Source organism: Butyrivibrio sp. VCD2006 (genome assembly GCF_000423925.1).
GTDB lineage: Bacteria > Bacillota > Clostridia > Lachnospirales > Lachnospiraceae > Butyrivibrio.
Genome location: NZ_KE384108.1, coordinates 50,708 through 77,696, shown reverse-complemented (window position 1 = coordinate 77,696; position 26,989 = coordinate 50,708). Strand labels below are relative to the sequence as shown.

The window sequence follows — 26,989 nt, the reverse complement described above, 5'->3', positions numbered from 1 at the left end:
GCAGGTGAAAGCCTGCAGGTTTTTAGCTTTATTCAGCTCCGGGCTGTGAATGATGAAGGTTTGTCGGCGTCCAAAGCATTTCTGCCTTCTCCGCTGCAGTTGGTCTATCTGGGATATGGTGTCTCATGACATTCATTCGGTATCTAATCACTAAAACTCTGATATGTGCGGCTGCATTTACTGTTTTCTGCCCTTTGCGGCCGCGAATTAGCTTGAAACGCTTACCTCTAGCCCTGATATACGCGGCTACATTTACTGTTTTCTGGCTTTTGCGGCCGCGAATTAGCTCGAAACTCTTCCCTCTAACCTTGAAATACGCGGCTGCATCTACTGTTTTCTGGCTTTTGCGGCCGCGAATTAGCTTAGAACTCTTCACTCTAGCCCTGATATACGCGGCTGCATTTACTGTTTTCTGCCCTTTGCGGCCGCGAATTAACTTAGAACTCTTCACTCTAGCCCTGATATACGCGGCTACATCTACTGCCTTAAAACGGCCCTAAGCTATAGTGAATAAAAAACCGGGGCAGGTAATTTATCCCTGTCCCGGTAATATTTTTGTTCACAACAAAATTACGGATGCGGATCAGACGTTGATCTCTGCTGTGAGGCCAAGCTCATCCTTATTTGCTTCAAGGATAGGATTTACAACCTCGGAGAGGAATCTCTCTACCTGGTGAGCACTGCAGCCTGTGTACTTCTTAGGATCCATGCACTCCTTGATCTTGTCCTCTGTCATGTGGAAGGCAGGATCTTTAACGATCATGTCGAGGAGGTCATTGTCCTTACCATCCTTCTTAACATGGTCGCCTGCGATCATTGAGAGCTCTCTGATCTTCTCGTGGAGCTCCTGTCTGTTGCCACCAAGCTTAACAGCATCCATCATGATGTTTTCTGTAGCCATGAAGGGAAGCTCTGACATAAGGCGCTTCTCAATAACCTTGGGATAAACTACAAGGCCATCTGTTACGTTCATGCAAAGATCGAGGATACCGTCGATTGCAAGGAAGCCTTCAGGAATTGAAAGTCTCTTATTAGCAGAGTCATCAAGAGTTCTCTCGAACCACTGTGAAATCTCTGTGATTGCGGGATTGAGTGTATCTACGATCACATATCTTGAAAGTGAGCAGATTCTCTCACTTCTCATAGGATTTCTCTTATATGCCATAGCTGAAGAGCCGATCTGCTTTGCTTCATGGGGCTCCTCAACCTCTTTAAGGTGCTGAAGAAGTCTGATGTCCTGTGCCATCTTGGTTGCTGAGCTTGCAATTCCTGCAAGTACGTTTACAACCTTCATATCAATCTTACGGCTATAGGTCTGACCTGAAACTGCCATGCATCCCTTAAAGCCCATTTTCTCTGCGAGCATGGGATCAAGCTTATCAACCTTAGTGAGGTCGCCATCGAAGAGCTCGAGGAAAGAAGCCTGTGTTCCTGTTGTTCCCTTAGAACCAAGGAGCTTCATGTTATCAAGAACATAGTCGAGGTCCTCAAGATCGATTGTGAAATCCTGAAGCCAAAGTGATGCTCTTTTTCCTACTGTTGTAGGCTGTGCAGGCTGAAAATGTGTAAAGCCAAGAGTAGGCAGATCCTTGTACTCGTCTGCGAACTTAGCAAGGCTTGAAATAACATTAAGGAGCTTTTTGCGAACAAGCTTAAGAGCCTCTGTCATGATGATGATATCTGTATTGTCACCAACATAGCAGCTTGTAGCGCCAAGGTGAATGATTCCTGCTGCCTTGGGGCACTGCTGTCCATACGCATAAACATGACTCATTACGTCGTGGCGGACTTCCTTCTCTCTTGCAATTGCCACTTCATAGTTAATGTCATCCTGATGTGCCTTGAGCTCATCAATCTGCTCCTGTGTGATATTAAGTCCGAGCTCATGCTCGATCTCAGCAAGGGCGATCCAAAGCTTTCTCCAGGTCTTGAACTTCATGTCCTGTGAAAAGATGTACTGCATCTCGCGGCTTGCGTAACGCTCTGAAAGCGGGCTTGTGTAACGGTCTGTGCTCATATTTCCTCCTTTTTGACCCCTCATCCGTCAGCTTCGCTGACACCTTCCCCCCAAGGGGAAGGCATGAGTTTATTCTTCACTGCACCTTCTGTTTAGAAGGCATGTTTTTTCTTCACTACACCTTCTGTTTAGAAGGCATATTTTTTATTCACTGCACCTTCTTGCTTAGTAGGCATGTTCTTTTTTTCATTAAACTTTCTGCTATGAAAGTGGTTTTTTCTCTTATGCTTCAAATTCTCCTCGGATGTCCTCATCCGGCGGAGCTACGGGGTAATCACCTGTAAAGCATCCCTTACAGATTTCAAATTTATTATCAACTATTTCGCTAAGTCTCTCTTCTCTCAGATATCCAAGAGAATCAGCACCTATTATCTTGCATATCTCATCAATACTTCTATTATAGGCGATAAGCTGTTCTCTGGCGGGTACATCCGTTCCAAAATAGCAGGGCCATAAGAACGGCGGAGATGATACTCTCATGTGAACTTCTGTAGCACCGGCATCTCTAAGCATTCTTACTATTCTGTCAGAGGTGGTTCCGCGAACGATTGAATCATCTATCATGATAACACGCTTACCATCAACCGCATTTTTCAGAGCATTAAGCTTAACCTGAACGCTACTCTCGCGGCTCTTCTGTCCGGGTTTGATGAAGGTTCTGCCGATGTACTGGTTTTTCACAAAGGCCTGTCCGTAAGGAATTCCGGACTCCATAGAGTAGCCAAGAGCTGCAACGTTTCCTGATTCCGGAACGCCTACTACCACATCGGCTTCCACCGGTGAATCCTTTGCAAGAAAGCGTCCTGCCTTAATTCTGGATTCATATACGCTTACGCCATCCAGAATACTATCAGGTCTTGCAAAGTAAATGTATTCGAAGATGCAATGTCCATGCTTCACGCTGCTGGCCATCTGCATGTTGGACTCAATTCCCTTTTCAGGAGAAATGGTAACTATCTCACCGGGCTCCACATTTCTGATAAACTCTGCTCCTATAGTATCAAGGGCGCAGGTCTCGGAAGCAAGAATATATGCATTATCTCGCTTACCGATTACAAGTGGTCTGAAACCATTGGGATCCCTTGCACCTATAAGCTTCCTGGGAGACATAATTACAAGTGAATAAGCTCCCTTGATCTTTTTCATGGCATTAGCCACAGCGCCTTCAACATTAGGAGTGTTGAGTCTCTCCCTTGCTATGTGATAGGCAATAACCTCAGAGTCAATCGTGGTTTGGAAAATCGCTCCTGTATATGCGAGCTCCTCACGAAGCTGTGGCGCATTTACGAGGTTACCGTTGTGGGCCATGGCAAGTGTCCCCTTAACGTAATTAAGGACAAGGGGCTGAGCGTTTTCTCTGGTGCTGCTGCCGGCTGTGGAATATCTCACATGCCCAACACCGATGTCACCATGCATTCCTGAAAGAATCTCATGGTCAAACGCTTCATTAACCAGTCCCATGTCCTTATGACTCGTTACTTTTCCTTTCGGACCATTTGTTTCGCTGACAGCTATACCGCAGCTCTCCTGTCCTCTGTGTTGAAGGGACAATAGCCCGTAATAAATTGTAGGTGCGACATCACCGCCATCAAAATCGTAGATTCCGAAGACGCCGCATTCTTCACCTATTTTGTCGGTTTCATTACAAAAATAATTGCTCATTTTTCATACCTATAAGTCTTAGTTTCTAAAACAAGACCTATAGTACCATTAGAATACGCTCTCGTGCAATAAATGTTTTTCACAAAATAAATAAATTGCATAAGATTTTTTATGTATTATATGTTAACCTATGCCCCTGGATATCTCTGCTCGAACCTGTCCACCATCTCAAGTATTTCCTGGCGGTAAACGGGGTACTGTCTAACAAGCTCCTCGATCTCGTTCTTGGCATTGCCTGCAACTACATCGCGGTTATAGTCCATCTGTTTGCGAAGCTGCTGCCTCTGACTTACGAGCTCATGACGTATCTCAACCTCTTCGTTGTGATTTACAAGCGCCTCTGCCTGATGGAGCCAGATCTCAGGATCCTTTATCCTGTATTTTCTAAGGGTGAATACAAGAGCCTTCTGATTAGTATCAAACTGCTTTGAAGCGATGGCGTACCTTTCGCGCTCGTTCTTTTCCATCTGATATCTGTTGTATAAAAGCTCAAGTTCTCTTGAATTGTTTACTCCGTACTTAAGGCACTCATAATCTATAAGATTCTTATTATTGACATAACGGATCTTAACCGTGTTCTGAAGCTGAATAATACGGGCGATGGAATTAAGCACCCTTTTCTTTTCTCTTCTGGCCTCATGAATTTTCTGATTAAGTAACAAAAATGACAGCGCCGCAATCGTTATGGCGATCATATAGCCATAGGTCACATCCAGCTTAAATGCAAGTGAAAGCACAGCAAGTGCAACCGTTATAACTCCCAGCACAACTGCAACCACTATCATCAGTTTCTGCATATTATCAATGGAAATCTCAATTTCAGCACGCCTGAAATCATAGGCCTGTCTTTCGGAATCCAGTCTTCGAAGGTCATTTTTAACCTTCTTTTGGTGGTCCTCAGCGCTCTGAAGTGATTCAATTCCCTTCTTAATGGTGCTCTGAAGACGTTCCATCTTCTCGAATTCCTGATCGTTCATACGATTTTTACGTTTGTTAAAGTGCTTCTGCTGCTCTTCAGAATCGATCAGGCGCTGTGCACACTGAGTTACTTCCGATCTGTTCTCAGGTGGAAGATTATCAATTTCTTCAATATCCCTAAGGTGTGACGTCACAACACGATACTCGAACTGGAGCGAATCCATTTCCCTGCTGGCCTCGGCCATCTGCTGAAGGCAGTTTTCAACATACTCCCTTCTCTGGGCAGGATCATCCATATCGATGTTTTTTCTTGTATAAACGATATCGTTCCAGTTCTCAAGCTCATTCTGCTGAAAACGTTCCTCGCGATATGTATCTTTTTTTCTGAAAAGATCAAAAAGCCCCATTACTCAACTAATCCCCGATATTCTTCTTTCATATCCTTCGTAATTCGCTCCACCTCTTCATAGTACTCGCTCATCTTAGCCCCTGAGCGGTACAGTTCAAGGCTTCTCAGCTTAATATTGGCACTGCTGGCATCGTACAGCTCGCTTGCTTCCTCCATTCGCTGCTCAAGCTTTAGTGAAAGATTATGTGCCTCCTTGTGAGAACCGACAAAAGCAACATATTCCTTCTCGCTCATCATCATTCGCTTGGCTGCCAGGTATCCTAAGTAAGACTCCTCAGCACCTCCGTCATCCCAGGCCTTTTTGAAAAATTCCGCAGCCATATCATACATGAAAAGGTGCGCGTACAGAACACCCTGATAATGCTCTATCTGAGCCCGGACATTTTTATCCATCTCCGGCATGTGCTTAATGAGATAATCAAACTCACCAAATGCCTGACTTATGTGCCCCTGCTTCATCAAAAACTCTGCCCTGGACATTCGCTTTTCGTAAATATCCATATCGGCGTTGTTTCTTAAAGTCTCTTCCGTGCTATCCATCTCTTCCTTAGAGGAATAACCGACATACTCAAGTATCATGCTCGAGAGTGAAACGGCAGAGCATTTATGTACTATCATGGTCCTTAGCTCATCAGAGAGTTTTTCAAGTCCAAGCTCATTCCCGATCCAGTCAACAAGAGCAATATCAAAGAAATCTGTGTCGATAAGAAATGCATTCTGTGTAATGCAGTAGCAAAGCTCCTCGATTGAATAGATTCGTCTGCCAAGCTTTTCCAGATAATATGGTTTTAAGGCGTACCTTCCGGTACAAAGTATAAGTCCGCTCATACCGAAATCTCCTCATCCCATGACAGACCGGAGTTCTCAAAGAGTTCTCCGAATCCCATGTCTTCTATATGTACATTAACCTTGTCGGCAGCCCTCATGGCAGCCTTAAGACGAAGTCTTGTAGTTCTGGGAGGGCGCTCCGGAAGGTCCTTAAGTTCTATTGTGTGCACGTACCTTTCGCCTCCGGTAAGAGGTGTAATTATCACATCTACCTGATTCTCATCCTCTAAAATAAGGTCAAAACCACATGATACGTCATACCAGTTTTCACCGGCATCAAGCAGAGCATGATAAACCTCCTTACCCTGCTTCTTTACCATAAGTCCAAGATTAGCCTTGAGCTTTCCTCCATCAAGAAGAACATATCTACTCATGCGCTCACTGGGACCAACCTTTTCCCTTGCCGCGATGCTGGCACCCTTGCTGAAAAGATTGTTACCCTGAAATACGCGTCTTGTCCTGCAGAGAAATTCCAGTGATTTCTGCATCCACTGATCTCTGAAGCCATCTCCTAAAAGGAAAACCGAGCTGACAATTCTGCCCTCCATGGTTTTTTCGGAAAATTCCAGAAATCTCTCATCCAGTCTTGAAACCTGCTCAGCACGCTCCTTGGAATTCTCGGAAAACTTACCCTGTGACAGAACCATGCCGCCATAGGTCTTTTTATCTATTGTTACGACAACAGGCCTGGTCCTGTGATTGAGCTTCATGTCATATACTGTCATATCTCCAAAGCTGTAATCACATGCAATAACCGCATGAGAAAGAAGCTCATCCGGCTGATAGAGCATGTAATGATAAAGGCTGTCCTCATAGCTCTGATAGAAGATATTTTTAATAGGAAGTGACAGTGCCCCGGTAACCTCAGATAAAACCTCTATCATTCTGCTGTCCATCGTTCTGGTGGTAAAAGCTATGGCATCAACCATGTCCATGGAAAGCTCCATGGAAAGAAGTGACAGTGTTCTTTTTACAAACAAAGTGAGAAGCGAAACAGGATCATAGCCTGTTCCGTCAATATTTACACGTTTTCCCGTTCTCGCTCTTTCGATAAGTCCGTCAACCCTTATGCCTTCTTCAGCCTCTATCTTGGCAACAGCTTCCTTACCGTAAAACCACTGGTTAACATCCTTACGCTTGCAAAGGACTGTAGGTATGTTGTATGCCTCAGCTCCGGCAAGAGTTGAAAGTGTCTCAGGAAGATCAGAATCAGATGCAAGAAAACTGATCTGCGAGACATCCTCTCCCAGATCGTAGCCCAGTACATATCTTCTTGCGTTTTTTGATTCTCTGAAAAATTGCATTTAACCCTCATCCGTCAGCTTCGCTGACACCTTCCCCCTAAAAGGGGGAAGGCTTATATTTTCTAAACTCACACTGCTACCTTCCTAAAAGGGGAAGGCTTATATTTTCTAAACTCACACTGGTACCTTCCTAAAAAGGGGAAGGCTATATTATAGTGTTCTGAATAATTTACTGGTTAAGAACCGCTTCCTGTAGTACTCCGAAAGAAGTCTGTCCACAGTGTCGTAATCCTGAAGCGTCTTTCCTATCATAATGTCGTTGATAATAGAATAGCGTCCGCTTATGCTCTCCTGAACGATATCGCTCTTGGAGATGGTTCCGCTCTCCGTCAGTCTCTCACCGCGGCCATTGTAATCCTCCTCGGTGATGTAGTACTGAATCTGTTCTCCGAAAAAGAGGATAAACCAGGCATCATAAATGCCACTGTACATCTCCTGCATCGGCATGGTCTTGTACTCTTCATCCTCATCCTCGCTGGAAATATAGTGTACGATGCACTTTGTTCCGGGATTCGTTCTGTACTCGATTATCGACTTGTCACAGAACTGCTGCATCTCCGGAAGCTCATTCTGATAGTGCATAAAGAATGCGAAATAAATATCCTTGGCGAGAAGCTTTTTAAGGAATTCCTTCACTATATCGGAATCCGGCTTAAGCTGGTCATGATTAGCTTCTGTAAAGCTTCTGAGGTAAGCCATCATGCATACATCAAGAAGTTCTATGCCTTCTCTTGCAAGAACTCCAATCCTCTCAAATACGTAGCTGTCAGTCACCATGTTATCGACGAAATAATCATTGGCAGACTTAGCAAGGAAAGCCCTCTCAAGTTCATCTCCGCCGCCACTCTTCTCAACATAGCTTCTGAAAAGTGCAATCTTATCACCAATATGTGCCCCCGTATAAAGTATCTGTGTAAGAATTCTCTTCGTTAACTCAAATACCTCTATACCCTGATTGTTGGCGGTTTTCCAAAGATCGCGCATCTCCTTGACGGTACCGAAATAGTTCTCTGCAAGGAACGTCAGAAGCTGCTCATCATATTTGGCATGAGAAAACGCATACCACGCAATCTTGGCATTCTCCTCCGTATTCTCCAGCGCATCATTGTCCATAAGCCTTCCGAAAAGTCGCATCACTATTCTGGGATCAAGCTTATGTGTACCAAACCTTCTCACAAGGTTATATGCCATATCGTAATTGCCGGACATAACCATGAGTTCAAACATGCTGCTGCGATCAGCTGTTCCAAGGTCCTCCATGGTAACCTCGTCCATGTACTCGGCAAGCTGACGCTCAAAATTGTTCTCATAGTAGAACCTTATAAGGCTCTCTCTGATATTCCTCCTGCACACTGTACGAATCTTAGGATCACCTGCAAGCTCTCTGAATCTGCCCACATTCTCCATAGTGATCGTGTAGGAGTTTTTCTCTATCTCACAAAGGAACAGCTCAACACTCTCCTGCCCTTTCTGAATATAAGGAATCGCATAGGAAGCAAGCTGTCCAACAAGCATCAGCTTTTGATTCACAAAAGGAATTCCTTCCGCAAATCTGTTGTCATCCGCATCGGCAAGGAATACAGAGTAATCACTTCCGTAAAGAGGCACGTATGCGACTCCCTGATTAAGTGGATACTCCACCTCCTGCTCAAGCTTGTCATAAACAACTATTACTCTGTTCATGCGCTTGTTATCTGTTCTGATCTCATTGCTGTAGAGAATCTTTAAAACCTTGTCGCAATTGCTGGCATCAACCATCTGCCTGGTCAAAAGATTTTTATATAAATATCCAAGATCCTTATTGATTCTTCCTTTATCCACCTGTTCAAGCAGATACTTCTCTATCTGAAGTCTGTAGGAATCATAGAGGTCAGGATACTCGTCTCTGTGTTCATGAAGGTATCTGTAGAGGATTGCATTCTTTTCATAGTCGAGATCACTCTGGTATGAAAAGAACATGAGCACCATTTTTGAAATCTCGCATGGAAGCATTCCATCCTCATCGAGATAAATAGATGCCATATAGTACTCATAAAGCCTTGTGATATGCAGTTCTTCCTCAACACCAAGGGCATACCAGTTAAAGGCTTCAGGATCTGTTCTGTTTCCTTTTATCAAAAGTGAACAGATTGCATCAAGGCTCTCCTTATCCTTCCTGAGTTCATAGCACGCCATCAGAATCTTAGCGAGCTTATCATTGTAGTATCGCTCTTTTGAACCAAGATAAATAATGTGATCCACAAGATTCTGCTGAAGTATTCCCTTTTTCACGCCATATCTCAGTGTCTGAAGCTCGAACTCACCCATCTTGGAAAGCATTACAGGTGACTCTGTCATAAGATTAATGGCTTCAATATAAATGATCGGACTTCTGCATCCATCCTGGAATTGCTGCTCTAAAAGCACCCATCTGCTGGTAGGGCTTGAGGCATATTCTTCCGAGATGAAAAGTAGGAGCCATGCGATTCTCCAATTATCGGAATTTCTTGAGAAAATTCCTTCCATCATACGAGACACTTCATTGGTTGAGTATTCATCTCTCTCAACCAGTGTCGTGAGATAGAGATAATAGCAATAAAGCGTATCATCATCAGGATACTCTTCTTCAAGAATATTCTTCATCTGCTCAAGTATCCATTTGCCCTCAGATACTCTTGAAGCTGTGATCAGATACTGTGCTGTATAAAGTCTGAACGCAGGATCCATTGCATCCACTGCATTCATTCTGTTCACAAGACGTCCGCTCTCGGAAAGCCACTCTCTTGATCCGATCTTCTTACATCTGAAATTCTCATACAGCTTCACAAGCTCCACGGTGAGCTTCTTCTTTTCCATCTCTATGGTTGAGAGATGCTCTATGCCGAGGTTAACCTTGGCGGTTACCGGAATCTTCACCTCGATGTAGGGTGTCCTGAAAGTAATGGCACCGAAGTTATTACCGTCATGCAGCTTACTTGCATCAACCCTGAACTTAAAGAAGCAGTTGTTCCCAAGAAAATCGCTATCTGTAAGGTCTATGGAATCAGCCTCAAGGAATTTCCCGTCAAACTCCACCTCAAGATGAGTATATCCCCATCCGTTCCTGGCTATCATTATTGTATGCTCGGATACAGCTGTGGGGTTATCTATCACTATCTCCGTTCTGTCAGGAATATAAGCGACAGGCTGCTTCTTTTTAATTGCAATCAGAAACTCCTCCATATTCGCTTCGGACATAGGAACAGCTGAAAGTCCCCTGTATAGACTCTCAAAGCTACTGTCACTTTCCTGAAAAACATCTATGAATTCATCAGAATAAAAAAGCTTTCTTGCTTCATCCCAATCGGTTTTAGCAAGGTTCACGAAATGAAACATGTTGCGGATAGGTCCCATACTGGACATTACGTGGCTTATCTCCACGTTCACAACAAAAGGAAGCTGATATTCGCCCTGATTTGAAATGACGCCAAACTCACCCTTGATGACATCACCGGCGCTTAAGCCCGTGCCATCAAACCTGAATCCAACTTCATATTCATATCCGGAAAAATCAGCTGTAAGAACCTGCATACGGAGCTCAGATGTAGAGATTAATCCCTGCACTGCTCTGTCCTTAGGTCCATAGATAGTAAAGCTCCCTTCAAAAACCTCGCCCGGCTTGATGTTAAGCTCCAGACGCGGCAAAGAGAAGCTGAGCGTTCTTTCTATATTATCAAATTGTCCATTTAATAATCGGTCAATAACACTATTCACGTAGAAGTTCCCCAGAAGAAAACATTTATTCTTGAATATGTTATCCAAGAAGTCATATTCTTTTGTATTATAGCATAGATTTTCTTCAAAAAATTAGAGTCACTCATTTTTTTTGAGTGACTCTGAATATGTTATGTTTTTTATCACTTTGGTTCATCTGTTATATTGCCTTTGGCAACCGATCTTATAAATCTTAATCACTCCTGTCGCAATGCCTCAATCGGATCAAGCTTCGCCGCCCTTCTTGCGGGATAAATTCCAAAGAATAGTCCGTCAACAACTGAAATGGTAACAACCATCAGAACATTCTCCGGGCTTATTACCGGCGGGAAAGACATAAAATTGCCCACTATTCTCGTAAACAAAAATCCCATCAGCATTCCTATCATTCCGCCTATCAGCGTAATAAGAGCTGACTCTGTCAGGAACTGCAGCAGAATATATGAGGTTCTTGCACCCAGAGATTTTCTTATACCGATTTCCCTGGTTCTCTCAGTTACTGTTACAGTCATGATGTTCATAACGCCTATACCACCAACAACCAGTGAAATTGCGGCAATCATGGCAACAACAAGTGTCACAACATTAAGGACGCTTGTATAGGTCCCTGCGATGCTTGCAAATGACTGAATTTTAACAGCACTTTCGCCTCTTATATCAAGAATGTTCTCTGTAACACTTTTTACCTTAAGAGCAGTTTCATCAGCTATTCCCGGACTTGTGTAAAACTTAAAGGATGTAATCTTATCACCGGAAAGTCCGAACTTACTGGTAAGTAATGTGTACGGAACATACATTTCGCTCCAGTAATACGCAGCTTCCTGCTCCTTCAGAACACGTTTTGCACTCTCAACTTCCTGCGGGGAACTCTTCAGCACTCCGGTTACAGTCATTTCAGCACTCTTTGGCCCGATATAAAGAGTAAAATTCTTGCCGAGAACATCATCCGTTTTGAAGAGAAGAATTGCATCCCTCTGCGAAATAACACAAACCGCTGAGGCAGATTCCACATCATCCTCTCTTAAGAATCTTCCGGCATGCATACCATCCTTAAACTCGTTTATCATATCTGGCATTCCGCCTGTTATTCCGGTAAAAAGCTCATCTCTTCCGGTAAGGATTGACCCGCTTGTGCCTATTGATATAGTAATTCCAAGAACATCAGGAACAGCCTCTTTTATCCTCAAAAGCTGATCAACCTCAAGATATCTGTCAGTTTTTTTCGGATCTATATTTATCGTAATGCCGCCTCCGGCCATGTCATCAAGACTGCTGTTGACATAAGCCTTCATTCCATTACCTATGGACAAAATCGTGATAACAGAAGCTATACCAATAATAATGCCCAGCATTGTAAGAAGTGTACGGCCTTTATTCTGTTTTATGCTTGCTATTGCGCTTCTTAAGTATTCCATTATGTCCTCATTCGCATAGTTTTTTCGCTCCGCTTTAATTTCTTGCAAGAGCATCTATCGGTTTAAGCTTTGCGGCTTTTCTGGCAGGATAGATTCCAAAAAATATTCCTATCATCATTGAAAATAGTGTAGCTCCCACAACTGTCGCAGGGTCAATCACAGGTGTAAGATCAAGAAGAATACAACCGATTACTGCCCCGCCTATCCCGACGATGATACCCACTATTCCACCCATTAGTGATATGATTGCGGACTCAGCAAGAAACTGAATCAGAATAGCTCTGGTTCTTGCCCCGATTGATTTACGTATTCCAATTTCTCTGGTTCTCTCGGTTACGGATACAAGCATAATATTCATAACTCCTATACCACCAACCAGAAGCGATATAGCTGCAACCAATGAAAGGAATGCAGTTATGGCACTCATAATTTGATCAACGCTGCTTGTGATGTCTGCCATACTCTCAAAATTTACAGCATCCTTCCCGCGTAGCCCCATTCTGTTCTCCAGAAATCTGGACACGTTTTTAACTATTTCATCTGTCTCATCGGATTTCCAATAAACCTCCATACTTGAAAATTCGGAAACATCCATTTTAAATGCTTTTGCATAGGTAGTAAGAGGCATTTCCAATATAACCGTGTAATCTTCACCCTCGAATTCCATCATCTTGGTGATCATTTCGCTCCAGTTCTCTTTAATACCGATGACCTCAAGTTCAACGGTATTACCGGCTACATTCACCTCCACTGTTTTACCGATAGCATCCGTTGTTCCAAAAAGGTGCTTTGCATCATTCTCCATGATGACGCAAACTCTCGCTCCCTGATCAACCTGTGTTTCACTAAAGTAACTTCCGGTCCCCATAGGCGTTCCGCTGGTATATTGATAATCCGAGCTTGCGCCATAGATATAACAGTCATAGCTTCCTTTATTTCCGCTTACTATTCCCATAGAGGCATCCTGAAAAGCGGCGCCCTTAATTCCGGGAAAGTTTTCCTTTATAGCTGCTATATCATCATTGTTGAATCCTCTTTCAGCCACAGTGCCGTCAAGGTATACAATAGCCACATTACCACCAAGGGAATTGACCTCATTAGCCACATAGGCTGCCATTCCGTTACCAATGGTTAGAGCCGCAATAACGGAGGCGATTCCGATAATGATGCCAAGCATGGTAAGGCCGGTGCGCATCTTGTTACTTATGATATTTTTAATTGCACTTTCTAAGTATTCAAGTAATGTATCCATATTCCTCATCTGTCAGCTGACTATATCAGTTGGCTTCAATAACCTTAGTTCCTTCTGTAAGAGTCGCAGGATCGTTAGTAACTATCACTTCACCATCTTTAAGTCCTTCTGTTATCTCTGCATCGGTACTTGTTGAAAGTCCGATAGTTACAGGCCTTCTCACAAGTAATCCATTCTCTATAACAAATACATAATCGCCTTCCGAATCAGTTCCGATATACTCATAAGGAACTACTATGACGCCTTCAGCCTTATCTGTATGAATCTTGTTTCCTGCTTCAACTCCAAGGATGATTCCGGAATCAGGATTCTTGATTTTAATCTTTGCATCAACTACAGGTACTCCGCTTGAATTGTTGACAGCAGTACCGGAAATGTGAGTCACTTCTCCCTCATAGGTGTTACCGCTTATAGTCACATCTACAAGCTGTCCAACCTTAACCTTTCCAAGATCAGACTTTGAAATCTGAATATCAACCCTGACATCATCAGTACTCTGAATTGTCATTATCTTGGTTCCGGGAGCAACTGTAGCGCCCTTGTCTGCGGCAAGCTCTGTTACAACTCCGGCAAAATCAGCCTTAACGCCGCCCATAGCCTCATCAATATCCTGAATTGTATCGTTACTCTCAAGCTCTGTAAGCTCCTTCTGTGCCAAAAGAGCACTCTTTTCACCTGATGTAAGAGCACTCATCTCGGCAGATGACTGTTCGCCAAGATCCTGCTTCTCCTCATTGAGAGCTGTAATCTGTCTGTTCCATTCCTTGATTTCTTCATCGTTTGAAATAGCATACTGAACATCGGCAATGGCATCCTGAATCTCAAGTGCCATCTGTCTTCCGCCTTCCTCAGTAGTTCTCTCTTCAGGAGCATCATTTTTGTGAGCAGCGTCGTAGCTGTCCATGTAACCATTTTCATTTACATCGGCACTAACCTTCTGAAGATCGGTAAGTGTCTGATTCATTCTGGATGTCTTCTCATTGATCTTGTCATTCAGTGCGTCGATCTCAGCTGTAATGGCATCGAGACGATTGTTAATATCATGAATGCTTCTGCCTTCAAGAACATCTGTAGCCTTGTTGTTTTTCTCAATGCTTCCGCTGTAGTTGCCATTTGCCTGCTGGAGGCTAAGCTCAGCCTGCTTCTTCATCTTTTCAAGCTCTGTCTCATCATACTGGTAAAGAAGTTCGCCCTTCTCAACTCTGTCACCCTGTGACAGTTCAAGCTTTTCAATGGGGGCCTGAATGCCTGCATAATAAGTCTTTGTCTCATCAGAAGCAACATTACCGCTTATTGAAACAATAACCTCTACGCTTCCCTTTCCTACCGCCTGGGTTGTCACAGGCATAGGTGCGTTCTTAGCTTTAATAGTTGAATAAACATATCCCCCTATTGCCAGCACAATAACTCCAAGAATTATAAACTTTATATAACCCTTTTTCTTTTTGGGTGTATAGCTGTCTGTCTCTTCCCCTGTTGCCAATTCCTGCTTTTTCTTCTTGAATAACTCCATACTTCCTCCTGTTTCAACTCTTCCGATATATTCCTTCAATGTGAAGACAATTATTCTTCAGCTTTTTCTTCAGCTTTTCCTTCCGTATTTGCGTCGATGCCTGTATTTGCTTCAACAGCTTTCTCTTCAGTTTCTGCTTCGCTGGCTGTATTTACTTCTGTATCTTTATTTTCTTCGTTAGATGTGTTCTCTTTAACGGCAGTATTTGTTTCACTGGCCTCATTCTCTTCACTGGAAGCACTTGCTTCGATAGCCTTTTCTATTTTGACAGGTACATCACTCGTAAAGTCTGGATTAATCTCATCATTTGCTATCCTGCCATCACTGATTGTTATGATTCGCTTTGCCTGCTTAGCAATGCCGGGATCATGGGTAATAAGAATAACCGTTCTTCCTTCTGCATGCAGATTTTTAATCGTAGCAATGATTTCTCTGCTGGAGCCGCTATCCAGGTTACCTGTAGGCTCATCAGCAAGCAGTATCGGCGGAGCCTGCGCAATTGCTCTCGCAATGGCAACTCTCTGCTGCTGACCTCCCGAAAGCTCCGTTGGCTTATGGGTCATTCGCTTTCCAAGCCCTACGTGTTCCAAAGCCGCAATTGATAACTCTCTCCTCTTTTTCTTGGAGACACCTCTGTACATAAGAGGCAATTCAACGTTTTCAAGCGCTGTAAGCGACTGTATTAAATTGAATCCCTGAAAAATAAATCCGATTTCCCTGTTTCTGACATCTGATTGTTCATCGTCTGTCATGTGAGATACATCGATGCCATGAAGCAGATACTTACCACTTGTGGGTGTATCGAGGCATCCCAGCATATTCATTAGGGTAGATTTTCCGGAACCGGATTGTCCAATGATGGCAACAAATTCGCCCTCATCAATAGTTAGGCTCACATGATCAAGAGCCCTGACTTCATTTTCCCCCGGATTATAAACCTTGCAAATGTCCCTAACTTCTACAAGTGCAGACATAAATTCCTCCCAAAATAGATATTAGCGGTCAAGGATAATGCTTTAGATACCGCTGCGGTGAAATCCAAAGCATCATCCTTGACCTTCCTTGACGTCATGGCACCTCGAATGATCATTCAGTTGAGGCACTATTTCGTCTTTTCGTCAGCAAAAACTGACCCGTTTATTACTAACTGATACTTACCATATTATATAACGAATTAGAAAACAAGATGTATTCATAATCAAATAAGATTGCTTAAGTTTCCTTTATAGCTTCATAAAACATAGCTCTATCATTCGAAGCAAGAATTCGTTTCTTGCAGTTCAAGTCCATCGACCGTCCCTATACTATACCTTGATACCAAGACGGCCCTCTTCATACACGGAATTCAATTTAAATTGCACTGAATTGCATAAACAGAAAACGGTCTGCCTAATGGGTTTTAGGTAATATGTGCAATACTATGCGAGATGCGAACCACGGAACTGAGCCCTATCCATCCAAAGCGCCTTTGCGCGAATGGATGGATGACCAGGGCTCAGTGAAGTTCCCGGTTCGATGCGAGCATATATTGCACATATTACCGGTGTCCCCACAGGACAGACCGTCAATTTTTACTTTGCAAGGAGCATCATGATGTCGTTACTGCGCTGGATGAACTTAGTCATGGAGTCAGCATCAAGAGGTGCATTCTGGATGCGGGCAAGGTCATAGAGCTGCTCGCAGATTGTGCTTACATTCTCACCTTCCTCGTTCTCCATAACGTACTTAACAAGAGGATGATTTGCGTTGAGAATAAGTGTCTGGCCGCCTAGACCAAGATCGCCCATCATCATGCCGTTTGCTGCATACATCTTCATCATATCCTGCATGCGGCGTGTATCCTCAGATACTGTAAGCATTGAGGAAATCTTCTTATCTTTAAGCTTCTCAACCTTAACAACAAGCTTATCATTCTTAAGAGCCTTCTTCATCTTCTCGCCGATGGTCTTCTCGATCTCCTCGAATTCCTTCTCAGCCTTCTTAGAAGTTCTGCTCTTAAATGTATCTGTAAGATCCGCATCGATTCTCTGGAAGCGGATGTCCTGATTCTTGGACTCAAGCTGCTGAATGAAAGGAACATCGATGTTGTGGTTAAGGATGAATGCTTCCATCTTCTGAGCCTTGAACATATTGATGTACTGACTCTGCTGCTGCTCATCTGTTACATAGTAGATAGTGCGGGGCTCTTTTTCCTCGTCCTTCTTATCATCAGTTTTAGCTCCGTCACCACTTACTGTATTACCGTTCTCATCTACAACCTCAGCCTCAACCTTGTTGCCGTTCTCATCCTTAGCTTCCTCAGCTGCAGCTGCTTCCTCTGCTTCCTTATTGATCTGAAGAGCTTCGGGAAGTGTTAAGTATTTTCCGTCAAGGTTTTTAAAGAGAATGTAGTCATTCATCTTCTCGCAGAACTTGTCGTCCTTAAGGCAACCATACTTGATGAAGGGTGAAATATCCTCCCAGTATTTGTCGTAGTTTTCCTTGTCTGTCTTGCAAAGACCTGCAAGCTTCTCAGCAACCTTCTTTGAGATGTAATCGGAAATCTTCTTAACGAAGCCATCATTCTGAAGTGCGCTTCTTGATACGTTAAGCGGCAGATCAGGACAATCGATCACACCCTTAAGGAGCATGAGATACTCAGGAATTACTTCCTTAATATTGTCAGCGATGAATACCTGGTTATTGTAAAGCTTGATTGTTCCCTCAGCAGACTCAAACTCCATGTTGATCTTAGGGAAGTAAAGGATACCCTTTAAGTTGAAAGGATAATCCATGTTGAGGTGTATCCAGAAGAGAGGCTCCTTGTAATCACGGAATACCTTTCTGTAAAACTCCTTGTACTCCTCGTCTGTGCAATCCTTGGGTGTCTTAGCCCAAAGGGGATGAATATCGTTAATGAGCTGGGGACGTCTCTTGATCTTGAGCTTTTTCTCATCTTCCTTAGCCTCAGAGGAATCTCCCTCAGCCTTGGTGTCGTCCTTCTTCTCAGGCTCGATAACTTCGATAACTACGTCATCATCGCGCTTCTCGGATTCCTTGATTGTCTCTGTTCCTTCTTCATTCTCTCTTGAGATGTAAATCTCGTAAGGCATGAATGAGCAGTATTTCTCAACTACTTCGCGAGCCTTGTACTCGTTGCAGAACTCAAGGCAGTCCTCTGATAAATGAAGTGTGATGGTTGTTCCGATTTCCTTCTTATCGCCGTCATCCATCTCGAAGTCTGAGCCACCATCGCAGGTCCAGTGAACAGAAGCTGCGTCTGATTTATATGAAAGAGTGTCGATATCTACATAATCGGATACCATGAATGTTGAGTAGAATCCAAGTCCGAAATGTCCGATAATCTGGTCAGCATTAGCCTTATCCTTGTACTTATTAAGGAAGTCTGTAGCACCTGAAAATGCCACCTGGTTGATGTACTCCTCAACCTCCTCAGCTGTCATACCGATACCGTTATCGATGATCTTTATAGTCTTATCCTTATCATTAAGAACGATGTCAACACGGGGCTTGTAGCCTTCAGGAAGTTCGTACTCTCCCATCATGTCCATCTTCTTGATCTTGGTGATAGCATCACAAGCGTTTGAAATAACCTCACGATAGAATATGTCGTGGTCAGAATAAAGCCACTTCTTGATAATAGGAAACATATTCTCTGAATTGATTGAAAGATTACCTTTTTTTGCCATTGTAAAAGCCTCCATAACTATCGCGGAATCGAAATGCAGTCCGCGTTTTTTACATATAAATGTGGTGCTGTGTTCTACATAGTATAGAATACCCACAAATATGAGTTTAAAACCCTACGGAGCAAAAGTCAATAAAAAATTAGCACTCACTAAAAACGAGTGCTAACACAAGGGTTTAAATCATTATAAAAGAAGCTTCGCATTCATAGCGAAGCTTCTATAATTTATTGCGCGATCAAATATTCTCCATCATTACTTACGACAAGCGTCATATCCGCCTCTGCAGAATTATCAAGGCAAATCCTCACATTGGCCATATCGCTGTAATCCACAAAATGGATTGCCTTTTCCTCAGTGTTCCCGCTCTTTATTTTCCTGTCGATGAGCCTGTCTCTAAGGAAGTTCTCGTCTGCTGTTACTTTTATAGTGTAATCCGCGTAGTTCTTAAGGTCCCGCCATCCATCCTCATCAAGAAGGAGATAATTCCCTTCAAGAATAACTATGTCCGCTTCCACATGATAAGTATCCTCAACAGGATTGTGAAGGTGTCTGTCATAGGAAGGCCATCCGCACTTTTCACCCGCTGCAACTCTTTTTACCTCTGCTGTCAGCTTCTCAAGATCAAAGGTAACCGGAGCTCCCTTGATGTCTACCATGCGAACCTTTTCACCATCCCGCTCGGCAAAATGCTCAAGAAGGTATTCCTGTCTTCTGTGAAAACCGTCCATTCCTATTGCCTGAACATCTACGAGTTCATCATGTTCTTTTGAGAGCTTCTCCAAAAAACTTGCCAGCGTGCTCTTTCCTGCACCCGGCGGCGCAGCAAGCATCACCAGAATGCGAGAACCCTTTTTCCTCTGCAATTCCGAAAGACTCTTAAGTAGTGGAAGAAAGATATCGTTTACCGCAGTATCACTATATACAGCATTAACTTCTATTCCATTTATGTTAACATCAAACGATTTCATCAAGACTCCTTGCGCCTTAGAATTTGTAGTTATTCTTTATAGTGCAATTCTTTTTCGTAGTCTTTTTATGTTCGTAAAAAGTCCCTTTGATCTTACACTTTTTAAGAGTGACACTTTTTCCCGAATAATTGCCGCAGTCACCTTTAAATGTGCAATTGGTTATTTTAACGTTCTTTGCAACAACCTTATTATTGGAATTGAAGTAGGGATTCAGGATATTAAACGCAAAGAACTGTCCGTTTTTATCACCCTTCTTCTTGCACTTTACTGTGGTATTTTTGATGGTAATATTCTTGCAGACAGAGTTCTTAGGAACATTACCGCCATTGGTATTAGGCTCGATCAAAATACCGCATTGAGGTGCTGCTCCATTGGCATTGCTGATTTTACAGCCATCAATTGTAACATTATCCGCATCGACAATTGCTATGTTGTTGCGCCTATTATTCTTAATAGTGCATTTTGTAATCTTTACATTTTTACAGCCGGGGTGCGTGCCATCACTTCCTGCAGCGCCAAGATAAATTCCGTCGCCCCAGTTGTCAGCGATTGTCACATTCGAGATGGAAGCATTATTGCAATCTATAACCCCGATTCCATGGCCTTCATCAGAATTTACTTTTGTATGACCACTTCTTTCTCCGATTACGGATCCGCCATTCCCGTTCAAAGTAAAGCCATCGGCTCTTACATCTATAATCCGATATTCATCAAATTTAGTATGCATAGCCTTAAGTGTTGTCCCGGGATCGAACTGAAACGTAATATCAGGCTTATCTACATAAATTCCTATTCCGGAGCCGCTAAAATCAAGTATATCAATATCATAGGTTCCGGCGCTAAACACAACCGTTCCGCCACCTGTTTTGGCAGCTTCCTCCAGAGCATCCTTTATAGCCTGTCTGTCGCCATTGCCGTCATTTACGACTGCGCCAAAGTCCTCGGGTTTAAAAGTTCCCGCTGCCTTTACCGTGCCCCCACCCGGCATACCCACTGCAAGTACAGGAATCGTTACTGCCATCGCAACTACCATAGATAACATTTTTGCTTTAGCCCTCATAAGCACCTCCATAAATATCATTCATTGAAGTAGTTTTTGTATATCTCGAAAAAGCTGCTGTTTTTAACGTTTTCCGTCCCCGTTATATGTATTTTATCATACAGTCCCTGATTCAGAATTCTGGAAAGTTCTGACGCAAATGCATCATATTGTTTCCCAAAAACCTCTCTCTTTTTTTCCTCAACAATTCTTATCTTGTTAGCCTCTGTCTCCTCTCTGTTGAAAGTGCTGATGCACTTTAAGATAACATAAGCATCCTCAGATTCGATAATTCCGCTTATCTCACCGTTATCCAGATTGAATGCAGCTGTCTCAATCTCAGAATCTCTGTCTCCCTTACCGATTGAAACTGTGCCTTCCTCCGCCTCGTTATATTGTTCCATAAGGACGCTAAAGTCTGTGCCTTCACCTATTTCTCTCTGGATTTGCAAGGCCTTATTTCTAACAGCTTCCTTATCGGAACCCTCAAGCATAACCCTATCTCCATTAGAATCAAGGGTCCATGTATTTAAAACTATCTGCTCAACTGTAATGGTTCTGGCCTCATCATCACTGATCTCAGGATTGATATCTCTGATGATGTAGTTATAGAGCTTATCGGCAGTAGCATACTCCTGATACATCAGGGAAAGTGTCTCCTCATCGATATTCCCCATAGCCTTTTTTTCATCATCATTTAAGGAAGAAAAATATTCCTTAGCGGCATCCGTTGCAGTACTTATCTCTGCTTCCGTAAGCTCTATCCCGGTTTCGGCAGCCAGAAGATTCATCGCCTTTACCTGAGAGATAGTCGAAAGGCACTTGTCCTTTACATAGCTCTCCATGCTATCATTGCCGACATTCACATCCCATATCTCGCTTCCAAAACCATCCTCGTAGGTGTTTTTAGAATTCACAAGATAGACCATAAACTCTGATTCAAGACATGATCGGTCCTCTATCCTGAAAAGTTCATTTTCCTGAAAACCTGTTGTAAAGACTACTCTGGTATTCTCTATAGCAGCGCAGCCTGTGATTGAAGTCGATAAAAATATCGTAAGCGCAAGTACTGCTCCGACTTTTCGGATTCCGTTCATACTGTTTTTAATCAATTGTTTTTCCCCGGCAGTGACATTTTTCATCATGAAAGTTTTTCCAGTATACTCCTTGCCACCTTGAGTCCGTTCGCACTAGCCTGCTGAAGGCCTCTGGTTATTCCTGCTCCGTCGCCTATAGCGCGAAGATGTCCGATGCTAGTCTCAAAGTCCTTATTAACTATTACCTTATTAGAATAGAACTTTACCTCAACACCGTAAAGAAGAGTTTCTTCAGATGCGATTCCGGGTGTCACTTTATCAAGTGCCTGGATCATCTCATCAAGATCAACCATTATTCTGTGAGGGAACACAAGTGAAAGATCTCCGGGCACAGCGTCCTTAAGTGTAGGAATGAGGTTATTTCTCGCAAGTCTCTCATCAGTAGTTCTGCGGCCTCTTCTGAAATCTCCGTAGGTCTGCACCAGTATCTTTCCGTCGCAAAGCATATTTGCAAGCTCCGCAATTTTCCTACCATATTCAATAGGTGTCTTGAAGGGCTTGGTGAAGTTCTTAGACACAAGAAGTGCAAAGTTGGTATTGTCTGTCTTGAAATCCTGACTCTTGTAGGCATGTCCGTTAACAACCGCAAGGCCGCCCTCGTAGTACTCAGTAGCTACCTCTCCCGAAGGATTTGTACAGAAGGTTCTGACCTTATCGTCAAATGTAGGTGTGTGGTAAATGAGCTTAGCTTCATAGAGGTTTTCATTTAAAAACTGCATAACCTCATCTCTTACCTCAACTCGGACACCGACATCAACTGTTCCGGGCTTTGTCTCAATTCCGATCTTGTCGCACTGTGAATGGAACCAGTCAGCACCCTCACGGCCTACTGCTGATACAATCTCCTTAGCTAAAACAGTGTCCCCTTTATTGGTCTTAACACCTGTGCAGATTCCATCCTCTACAAGGATTTCCTCTACCATTGTATTGAACATAAGCTCCACGCCCTTTTCCTCAAGGTGCTCCTGAAGCTTCTTATAAATCTTATAGCCTTCCTCAGTGCCAAGATGTCTTATAGGACATTCAACAAGCTTTAAGTTCGCATTGATAGCTTTTCTTCTGATCTCGCGAAGCTCCTCAGCCTTGTCGATTCCGTATACACTCTCATCTGCACCGAATTTCAGATATATGTTATCAGATTCTTTAATAAGAGATGTTGCCTCATCATATCCTAAGATATCAGGAAGTGTTCCTCCAACATCGGGGGATAAGGAAAGTTTTCCATCAGAAAAAGCACCTGCTCCCGCAAAGCCGGTTGTAATTGAGCAGGGCTTACATCCCATGCACTTTCCTGTTCTTCTCTTGGGACACTCTCTTTTTTCAATAGATCTGCCCTTTTCTATAATCATTACCTTTAAGTCCGGGCGTTTTTCTATAAGCTCGTAAGCACAGAAAATGCCGCCAGGACCAGCACCGATTATTAGTACGTCTACGTTTTTGTTTGTTGCCATGATTTACCTCTTTTACTTAAATTACCCCTCATCCGTCGCTTCGCGACACCTTCCCCCTGTGGGTGAAGGTGAAATCCAGAGAGAAAAACATGGCTGCCACAAAACTGTGACAGCCATGAGTCCGCTTGATCAAAAATGTGTAACTGATACGTTACATTCCGGTAGCTATTATTTAGTAGCTTTTTTAGCCGGAGCCTTCTTAGCTGTAGTTTTCTTTGCTGCAGGCTTCTTAGCAGCTGCCTTCTTTGCAGGCGCCTTCTTAGCGGGAGCCTTCTTCTCAGGAGCCTTCTTACCGAAGTCCTTTAAAAGCTCTGCTTTTCTAAGGTCACCCTCTGCATTAATCTTACCTGAAAGATGAGCATTTACGAAATCTGTTTTGCCATCAAGAATATCCATGAGATCCTCTGCTGATGTGTAAACAAGAATATCACGGTCAAAGTACTCATAAGGCTCAACATTAAGCTTGCCATCGTCTATCTCAACATAGAAGGCACCTTCGCCTTCGCCTGTAATATTGAACTGGTAAGCCGCATGCTCCTTAACACCGCTGACATCAACATCCTTGAGTGCGTCTTTTACCTTTGCTACTACTTCTTCGTAAGTCATTTTATCCTCCCATTCATAAGTTACTTTTTTCAAAAATCTTCTATATTATATCACAAAATTTAATAATACTCACCTGCTATTACTTCTGTACTGCACAGGGGTCATTCCATACTTTTTCTTAAAGAGTCTGTTGAAGTGCTCAACATTCTGATAACCTGCTGCCTCAGCGACTCTCTCTACTTTCATGTTGCCGTTCTTTAATAAGATACTTGCCTTCTTGAGACGAATCTTTTTCACATTCTCACCGAAGGTCATGCCTGACTTTTCCTTTATATATTTGGACAGATACGGCTTTGATAAATAGAACTCCTTGGAGAGATCATCAAGTGTTACGGTCAGGTAGTTCTCCTGAATATAATTGAGAATTGCACTTATTCTCTCATCCTTGGCATCCGTGCTTGCTTTTACTTCATCAAGCTGGTTAACTGCTATTGTAAGTGCATTGATGGATGACTTGATGATATCCTCATCAATACCTACGCCCCAGTACTTTTTGCCATTGCTGGTGATACCAACATAGGTAACAGCCTTTGAGGATGATCCACGTGAAAGCGCGTGCTCCTCATAAACTGAAAGCTCATAGCTGATGTTGAAGTACTGCTTAAATGCATTGCTCACAGCATCGAGACGTCCGTTTCCGTTTGCCTCTACTATATGATCTTTTCCTGCATGTGAAAGTGTAACCTCTGCAAGAATTCCATTGATCTGCTTGAAGTGGCAATCCGCAACTCTGAATACGGAATCGTTGTGTACATATTTATCTTCAAATATCTGATAGATTCTTCCGGGTGCAAGCTCAGCATGCTCTCTGTCGGAGACGTCCTTAATTGTGTAGCTGATATCAGCCTGCATTTCTCTCGGAACCATCATTCCATAGTTGTTCTTTAAGATGTAGCTTACGCCGCCCTTTCCGGACTGAGAATTGATTCGAATAACGTCGCCATCGTATTCTCTTCCAAGATCCTTAGGGTCAATGGGCAGATAGGGAACAGACCAGATTCCCTGATCTTTTCCTGCCTCATGCCAAGAGAATCCCTTGCTGATAGCATCCTGGTGTGATCCAGAGAAAGCTGTAAATACAAGCTGTCCTGCATAGGGCTGTCTCTCAAAGATGCGCATTCTTGTTAGGCGCTCGTAGGTCTCACCAATCTCATTTATATTGCTGAAGTCGAGCTTCGGATCAACTCCGTGTGAATACATGTTAAGTGCAAGAGTCACGATATCAACGTTACCTGTTCTCTCACCATTTCCAAACAGTGTACCTTCAATTCTGTCAGCACCTGCAAGGCATCCAAGCTCAGCATCGCTTATTCCGCTTCCTCTGTCGTTGTGAGGGTGAAGTGAAAGTGTTACAGCATCACGATACTTAAGATTTCTGTGGATATACTCAACCTGAGTTGCGAATACGTGAGGCATTGCGATCTCAACAGTTGTGGGAATATTGATAATTACCTTATTTTCCTTCTTGGGCTTCCACACATCAAGAACTGCATTGCAGACCTCAACAGCATAATCAACCTCTGTTCCAGGGAAGCTCTCGGGAGAATACTCAAATGAGAAATTACCCTGAGTCTCTCTTGCCAGCTTATCTAAGAGCTTTGCTCCTTCAATGGCGATCTGCTTTACATCCTCTTTGTTCTTTTTGAAAACCTGCTCACGCTGAGCTACTGAAGTAGAATTGTAAAGATGAATGATTGCCTTGGGCGCGCCCTTAACAGCCTCGAAGGTTCTCTTTATAATATGCTCTCTTGCCTGTGTCAGAACCTGTACAGTTACATCATCGGGAATCATATTCTTCTCGATCAAAGTTCTTGCAAACTCAAACTCTGTCTCAGATGCTGCCGGGAAACCTATCTCTATTTCCTTGAAACCAAGTTTTACAAGCATTGTGAAAAACTCAAGTTTCTCATCAAGGCTCATGGGCTCTATAAGTGCCTGGTTACCGTCGCGAAGGTCAACACTGCACCAAATCGGCGGGTGGTCTACGTAATCTTTTTTCACCCAGTCATATGTGACCTTGGGTGGCATGAAATACTGTCTCTGATACTTCTCGTAGTTCTTCATAATGCTCCTCCTGGTTGTAAAAATTTTCAGTTTTTTCAGTCGATTTATTATTAATGCAATGCTCTGTTTGAGCAGAATTAATCGTATTCTATACACTTATCGACATAAAAATAAAAATCATCAATGTTTGTTGATGATTTTTATTTTAGTCTTTTTATTATTATTTTGTAGTGACAAATTTAATCTGTTTTCTTGATTTATTTTAATGTGAGTGGTTTATGTAAACCATTTTTGGAGTTATGTAAACCGGTTGTGGTGTTATGTAAACCTGTTTGTAGCTTGTGTAAACCTTCTTCGAGATTATGCTGACCTGTTTGAAGTCTATGTAGTTACCATAATCTATGATTTTCTTATTTTTTCCTGAATCATAGATTCCTCATACCCTGGCGTCTATGATTTTCTCTTTTTTCTTGTTTTCATAGATAGGAGTGGTCTATAGCATCTATGATTTTCTTATTTTTTCCTGAATCATAGATTCTTCATACCCTGGCATCTATGATTTTCTCTTTTTTCTTGTTTTCATAGATACTGTAGTCCTTTTTCATCTATGATTCTCTTCTTTTTTTCTGAATCATAGATTCCTCATACCCCGGCATCTATGATTTTCTCTTTTTTCTTGTTTTCATAGATACTGTAGTCCTTTTTCATCTATGATTCTCTTCTTTTTTTCTGAATCATAGATTCCTCATACCCCGGCATCTATGATTTTCTCTTTTTTCTTGTTTTCATAGATACTGTAGTCCTTTTTCATCTATGATTCTCTCCTTTTTTCCTGAATCATAGATTCCCCTCAACTAAGCGTCTATGACTTTATTTTTTCTTCTTATTGCTTCTTAAGTCACAGATACTATAGACAAGACATTTGTAATTTTACTTTCTTAGGGTCTAAGCCTGCAAATATTTTAATGTAGTCAAGAATAACGATAAGTATTCTCCTTTGTATCATCCATATCAAGGTCATTAGATTTGCAAAGCAAAAATCAAAGGCCATTGTTTAAACTTAACTACGAATATTATCAAATATG

The 26,989-nt window shown here is 42.7% G+C and carries 17 protein-coding genes and 1 pseudogene; all 18 read right to left on the bottom strand.

Translation table 11 applies throughout. The annotated features are described in order from the left end of the window. Positions 1-28: 28 nt before the first annotated feature. The 18 genes and pseudogenes from G586_RS0119770 to G586_RS0119685 all read right to left on the bottom strand — a co-directional run bounded on the left by G586_RS0119770 (position 29) and on the right by G586_RS0119685 (position 25,964). The gene (locus G586_RS0119770; RefSeq protein WP_026529089.1) at positions 29-451 is read right to left on the bottom strand and encodes a hypothetical protein; all 423 of its coding nucleotides are present in this window, start codon (positions 449-451) and stop codon (positions 29-31) included. Between the two features lie 132 nt (positions 452-583). Further along, on the bottom strand, positions 584-2,017 hold the full coding sequence (gene purB, locus G586_RS0119765) for an adenylosuccinate lyase (RefSeq protein WP_026529088.1): 1,434 nt from the start codon (positions 2,015-2,017) through the stop codon (positions 584-586). A 222-nt stretch (positions 2,018-2,239) separates the two neighbouring features. Beyond that, positions 2,240-3,679: an amidophosphoribosyltransferase gene (gene purF, locus G586_RS0119760; protein WP_026529087.1), complete on the bottom strand. Its 1,440-nt coding sequence runs from the start codon at positions 3,677-3,679 to the stop codon at positions 2,240-2,242. A 128-nt stretch (positions 3,680-3,807) separates the two neighbouring features. Then, complete coding sequence (locus G586_RS0119755) at positions 3,808-5,004, bottom strand: hypothetical protein (RefSeq protein WP_026529086.1); 1,197 nt, start codon at positions 5,002-5,004, stop codon at positions 3,808-3,810. Continuing rightward, on the bottom strand, positions 5,004-5,834 hold the full coding sequence (locus tag G586_RS0119750; RefSeq protein ID WP_026529085.1) for a hypothetical protein: 831 nt from the start codon (positions 5,832-5,834) through the stop codon (positions 5,004-5,006). The genes G586_RS0119755 and G586_RS0119750 overlap by 1 nt, the downstream gene beginning before the upstream one ends. Next, positions 5,831-7,138, bottom strand: a complete 1,308-nt coding sequence (locus G586_RS0119745; protein WP_026529084.1) for a DUF5716 family protein — start codon at positions 7,136-7,138, stop codon at positions 5,831-5,833. The genes G586_RS0119750 and G586_RS0119745 overlap by 4 nt, the downstream gene beginning before the upstream one ends. A 150-nt stretch (positions 7,139-7,288) precedes the next feature. Continuing rightward, entirely contained in the window at positions 7,289-10,870 is a 3,582-nt protein-coding gene (locus tag G586_RS0119740; protein ID WP_026529083.1) for a DUF5717 family protein, read from the bottom strand. A gap of 197 nt (positions 10,871-11,067) precedes the next feature. Then, a complete protein-coding gene (locus tag G586_RS0119735; protein WP_035773740.1) occupies positions 11,068-12,285 on the bottom strand; it encodes an ABC transporter permease in 1,218 nt (405 codons plus the stop codon). Between the two features lie 34 nt (positions 12,286-12,319). Continuing rightward, positions 12,320-13,537 (bottom strand): ABC transporter permease, encoded by a 1,218-nt coding sequence (locus tag G586_RS0119730; RefSeq protein WP_026529081.1) that lies wholly within the window; start codon positions 13,535-13,537, stop codon positions 12,320-12,322. Between the two features lie 25 nt (positions 13,538-13,562). Continuing rightward, complete coding sequence (locus G586_RS0119725) at positions 13,563-15,050, bottom strand: efflux RND transporter periplasmic adaptor subunit (protein WP_026529080.1); 1,488 nt, start codon at positions 15,048-15,050, stop codon at positions 13,563-13,565. Positions 15,051-15,325: 275 nt separating this feature from the next. Next, positions 15,326-16,024, bottom strand: a pseudogene (locus G586_RS24125) (ABC transporter ATP-binding protein); the annotation flags it as partial. Positions 16,025-16,621: 597 nt separating this feature from the next. Then, on the bottom strand, positions 16,622-18,739 hold the full coding sequence (htpG, locus tag G586_RS0119715; RefSeq protein WP_026529079.1) for a molecular chaperone HtpG: 2,118 nt from the start codon (positions 18,737-18,739) through the stop codon (positions 16,622-16,624). A gap of 224 nt (positions 18,740-18,963) precedes the next feature. Beyond that, positions 18,964-19,707 carry a nucleoside/nucleotide kinase family protein gene (locus G586_RS0119710; RefSeq protein ID WP_026529078.1) on the bottom strand — a complete coding sequence of 248 codons (744 nt, stop codon included), beginning with the start codon at positions 19,705-19,707 and terminating at the stop codon, positions 18,964-18,966. A 16-nt stretch (positions 19,708-19,723) separates the two neighbouring features. Next, positions 19,724-20,767, bottom strand: a complete 1,044-nt coding sequence (locus tag G586_RS0119705; protein WP_026529077.1) for a right-handed parallel beta-helix repeat-containing protein — start codon at positions 20,765-20,767, stop codon at positions 19,724-19,726. 17 nt (positions 20,768-20,784) lie between these two features. Next, entirely contained in the window at positions 20,785-21,858 is a 1,074-nt protein-coding gene (locus G586_RS0119700; RefSeq protein WP_207640732.1) for a peptidylprolyl isomerase, read from the bottom strand. Between the two features lie 29 nt (positions 21,859-21,887). After that, positions 21,888-23,294, bottom strand: coding sequence for an NAD(P)/FAD-dependent oxidoreductase (locus G586_RS0119695; RefSeq protein ID WP_035773738.1), 1,407 nt, complete (start codon positions 23,292-23,294; stop codon positions 21,888-21,890). Positions 23,295-23,462: 168 nt separating this feature from the next. Then, the gene (locus G586_RS0119690; RefSeq protein WP_026529074.1) at positions 23,463-23,900 is read right to left on the bottom strand and encodes an SCP2 sterol-binding domain-containing protein; all 438 of its coding nucleotides are present in this window, start codon (positions 23,898-23,900) and stop codon (positions 23,463-23,465) included. A 69-nt stretch (positions 23,901-23,969) separates the two neighbouring features. Then, positions 23,970-25,964: a 2-isopropylmalate synthase gene (locus tag G586_RS0119685; protein WP_026529073.1), complete on the bottom strand. Its 1,995-nt coding sequence runs from the start codon at positions 25,962-25,964 to the stop codon at positions 23,970-23,972. Positions 25,965-26,989: the final 1,025 nt, after the last annotated feature.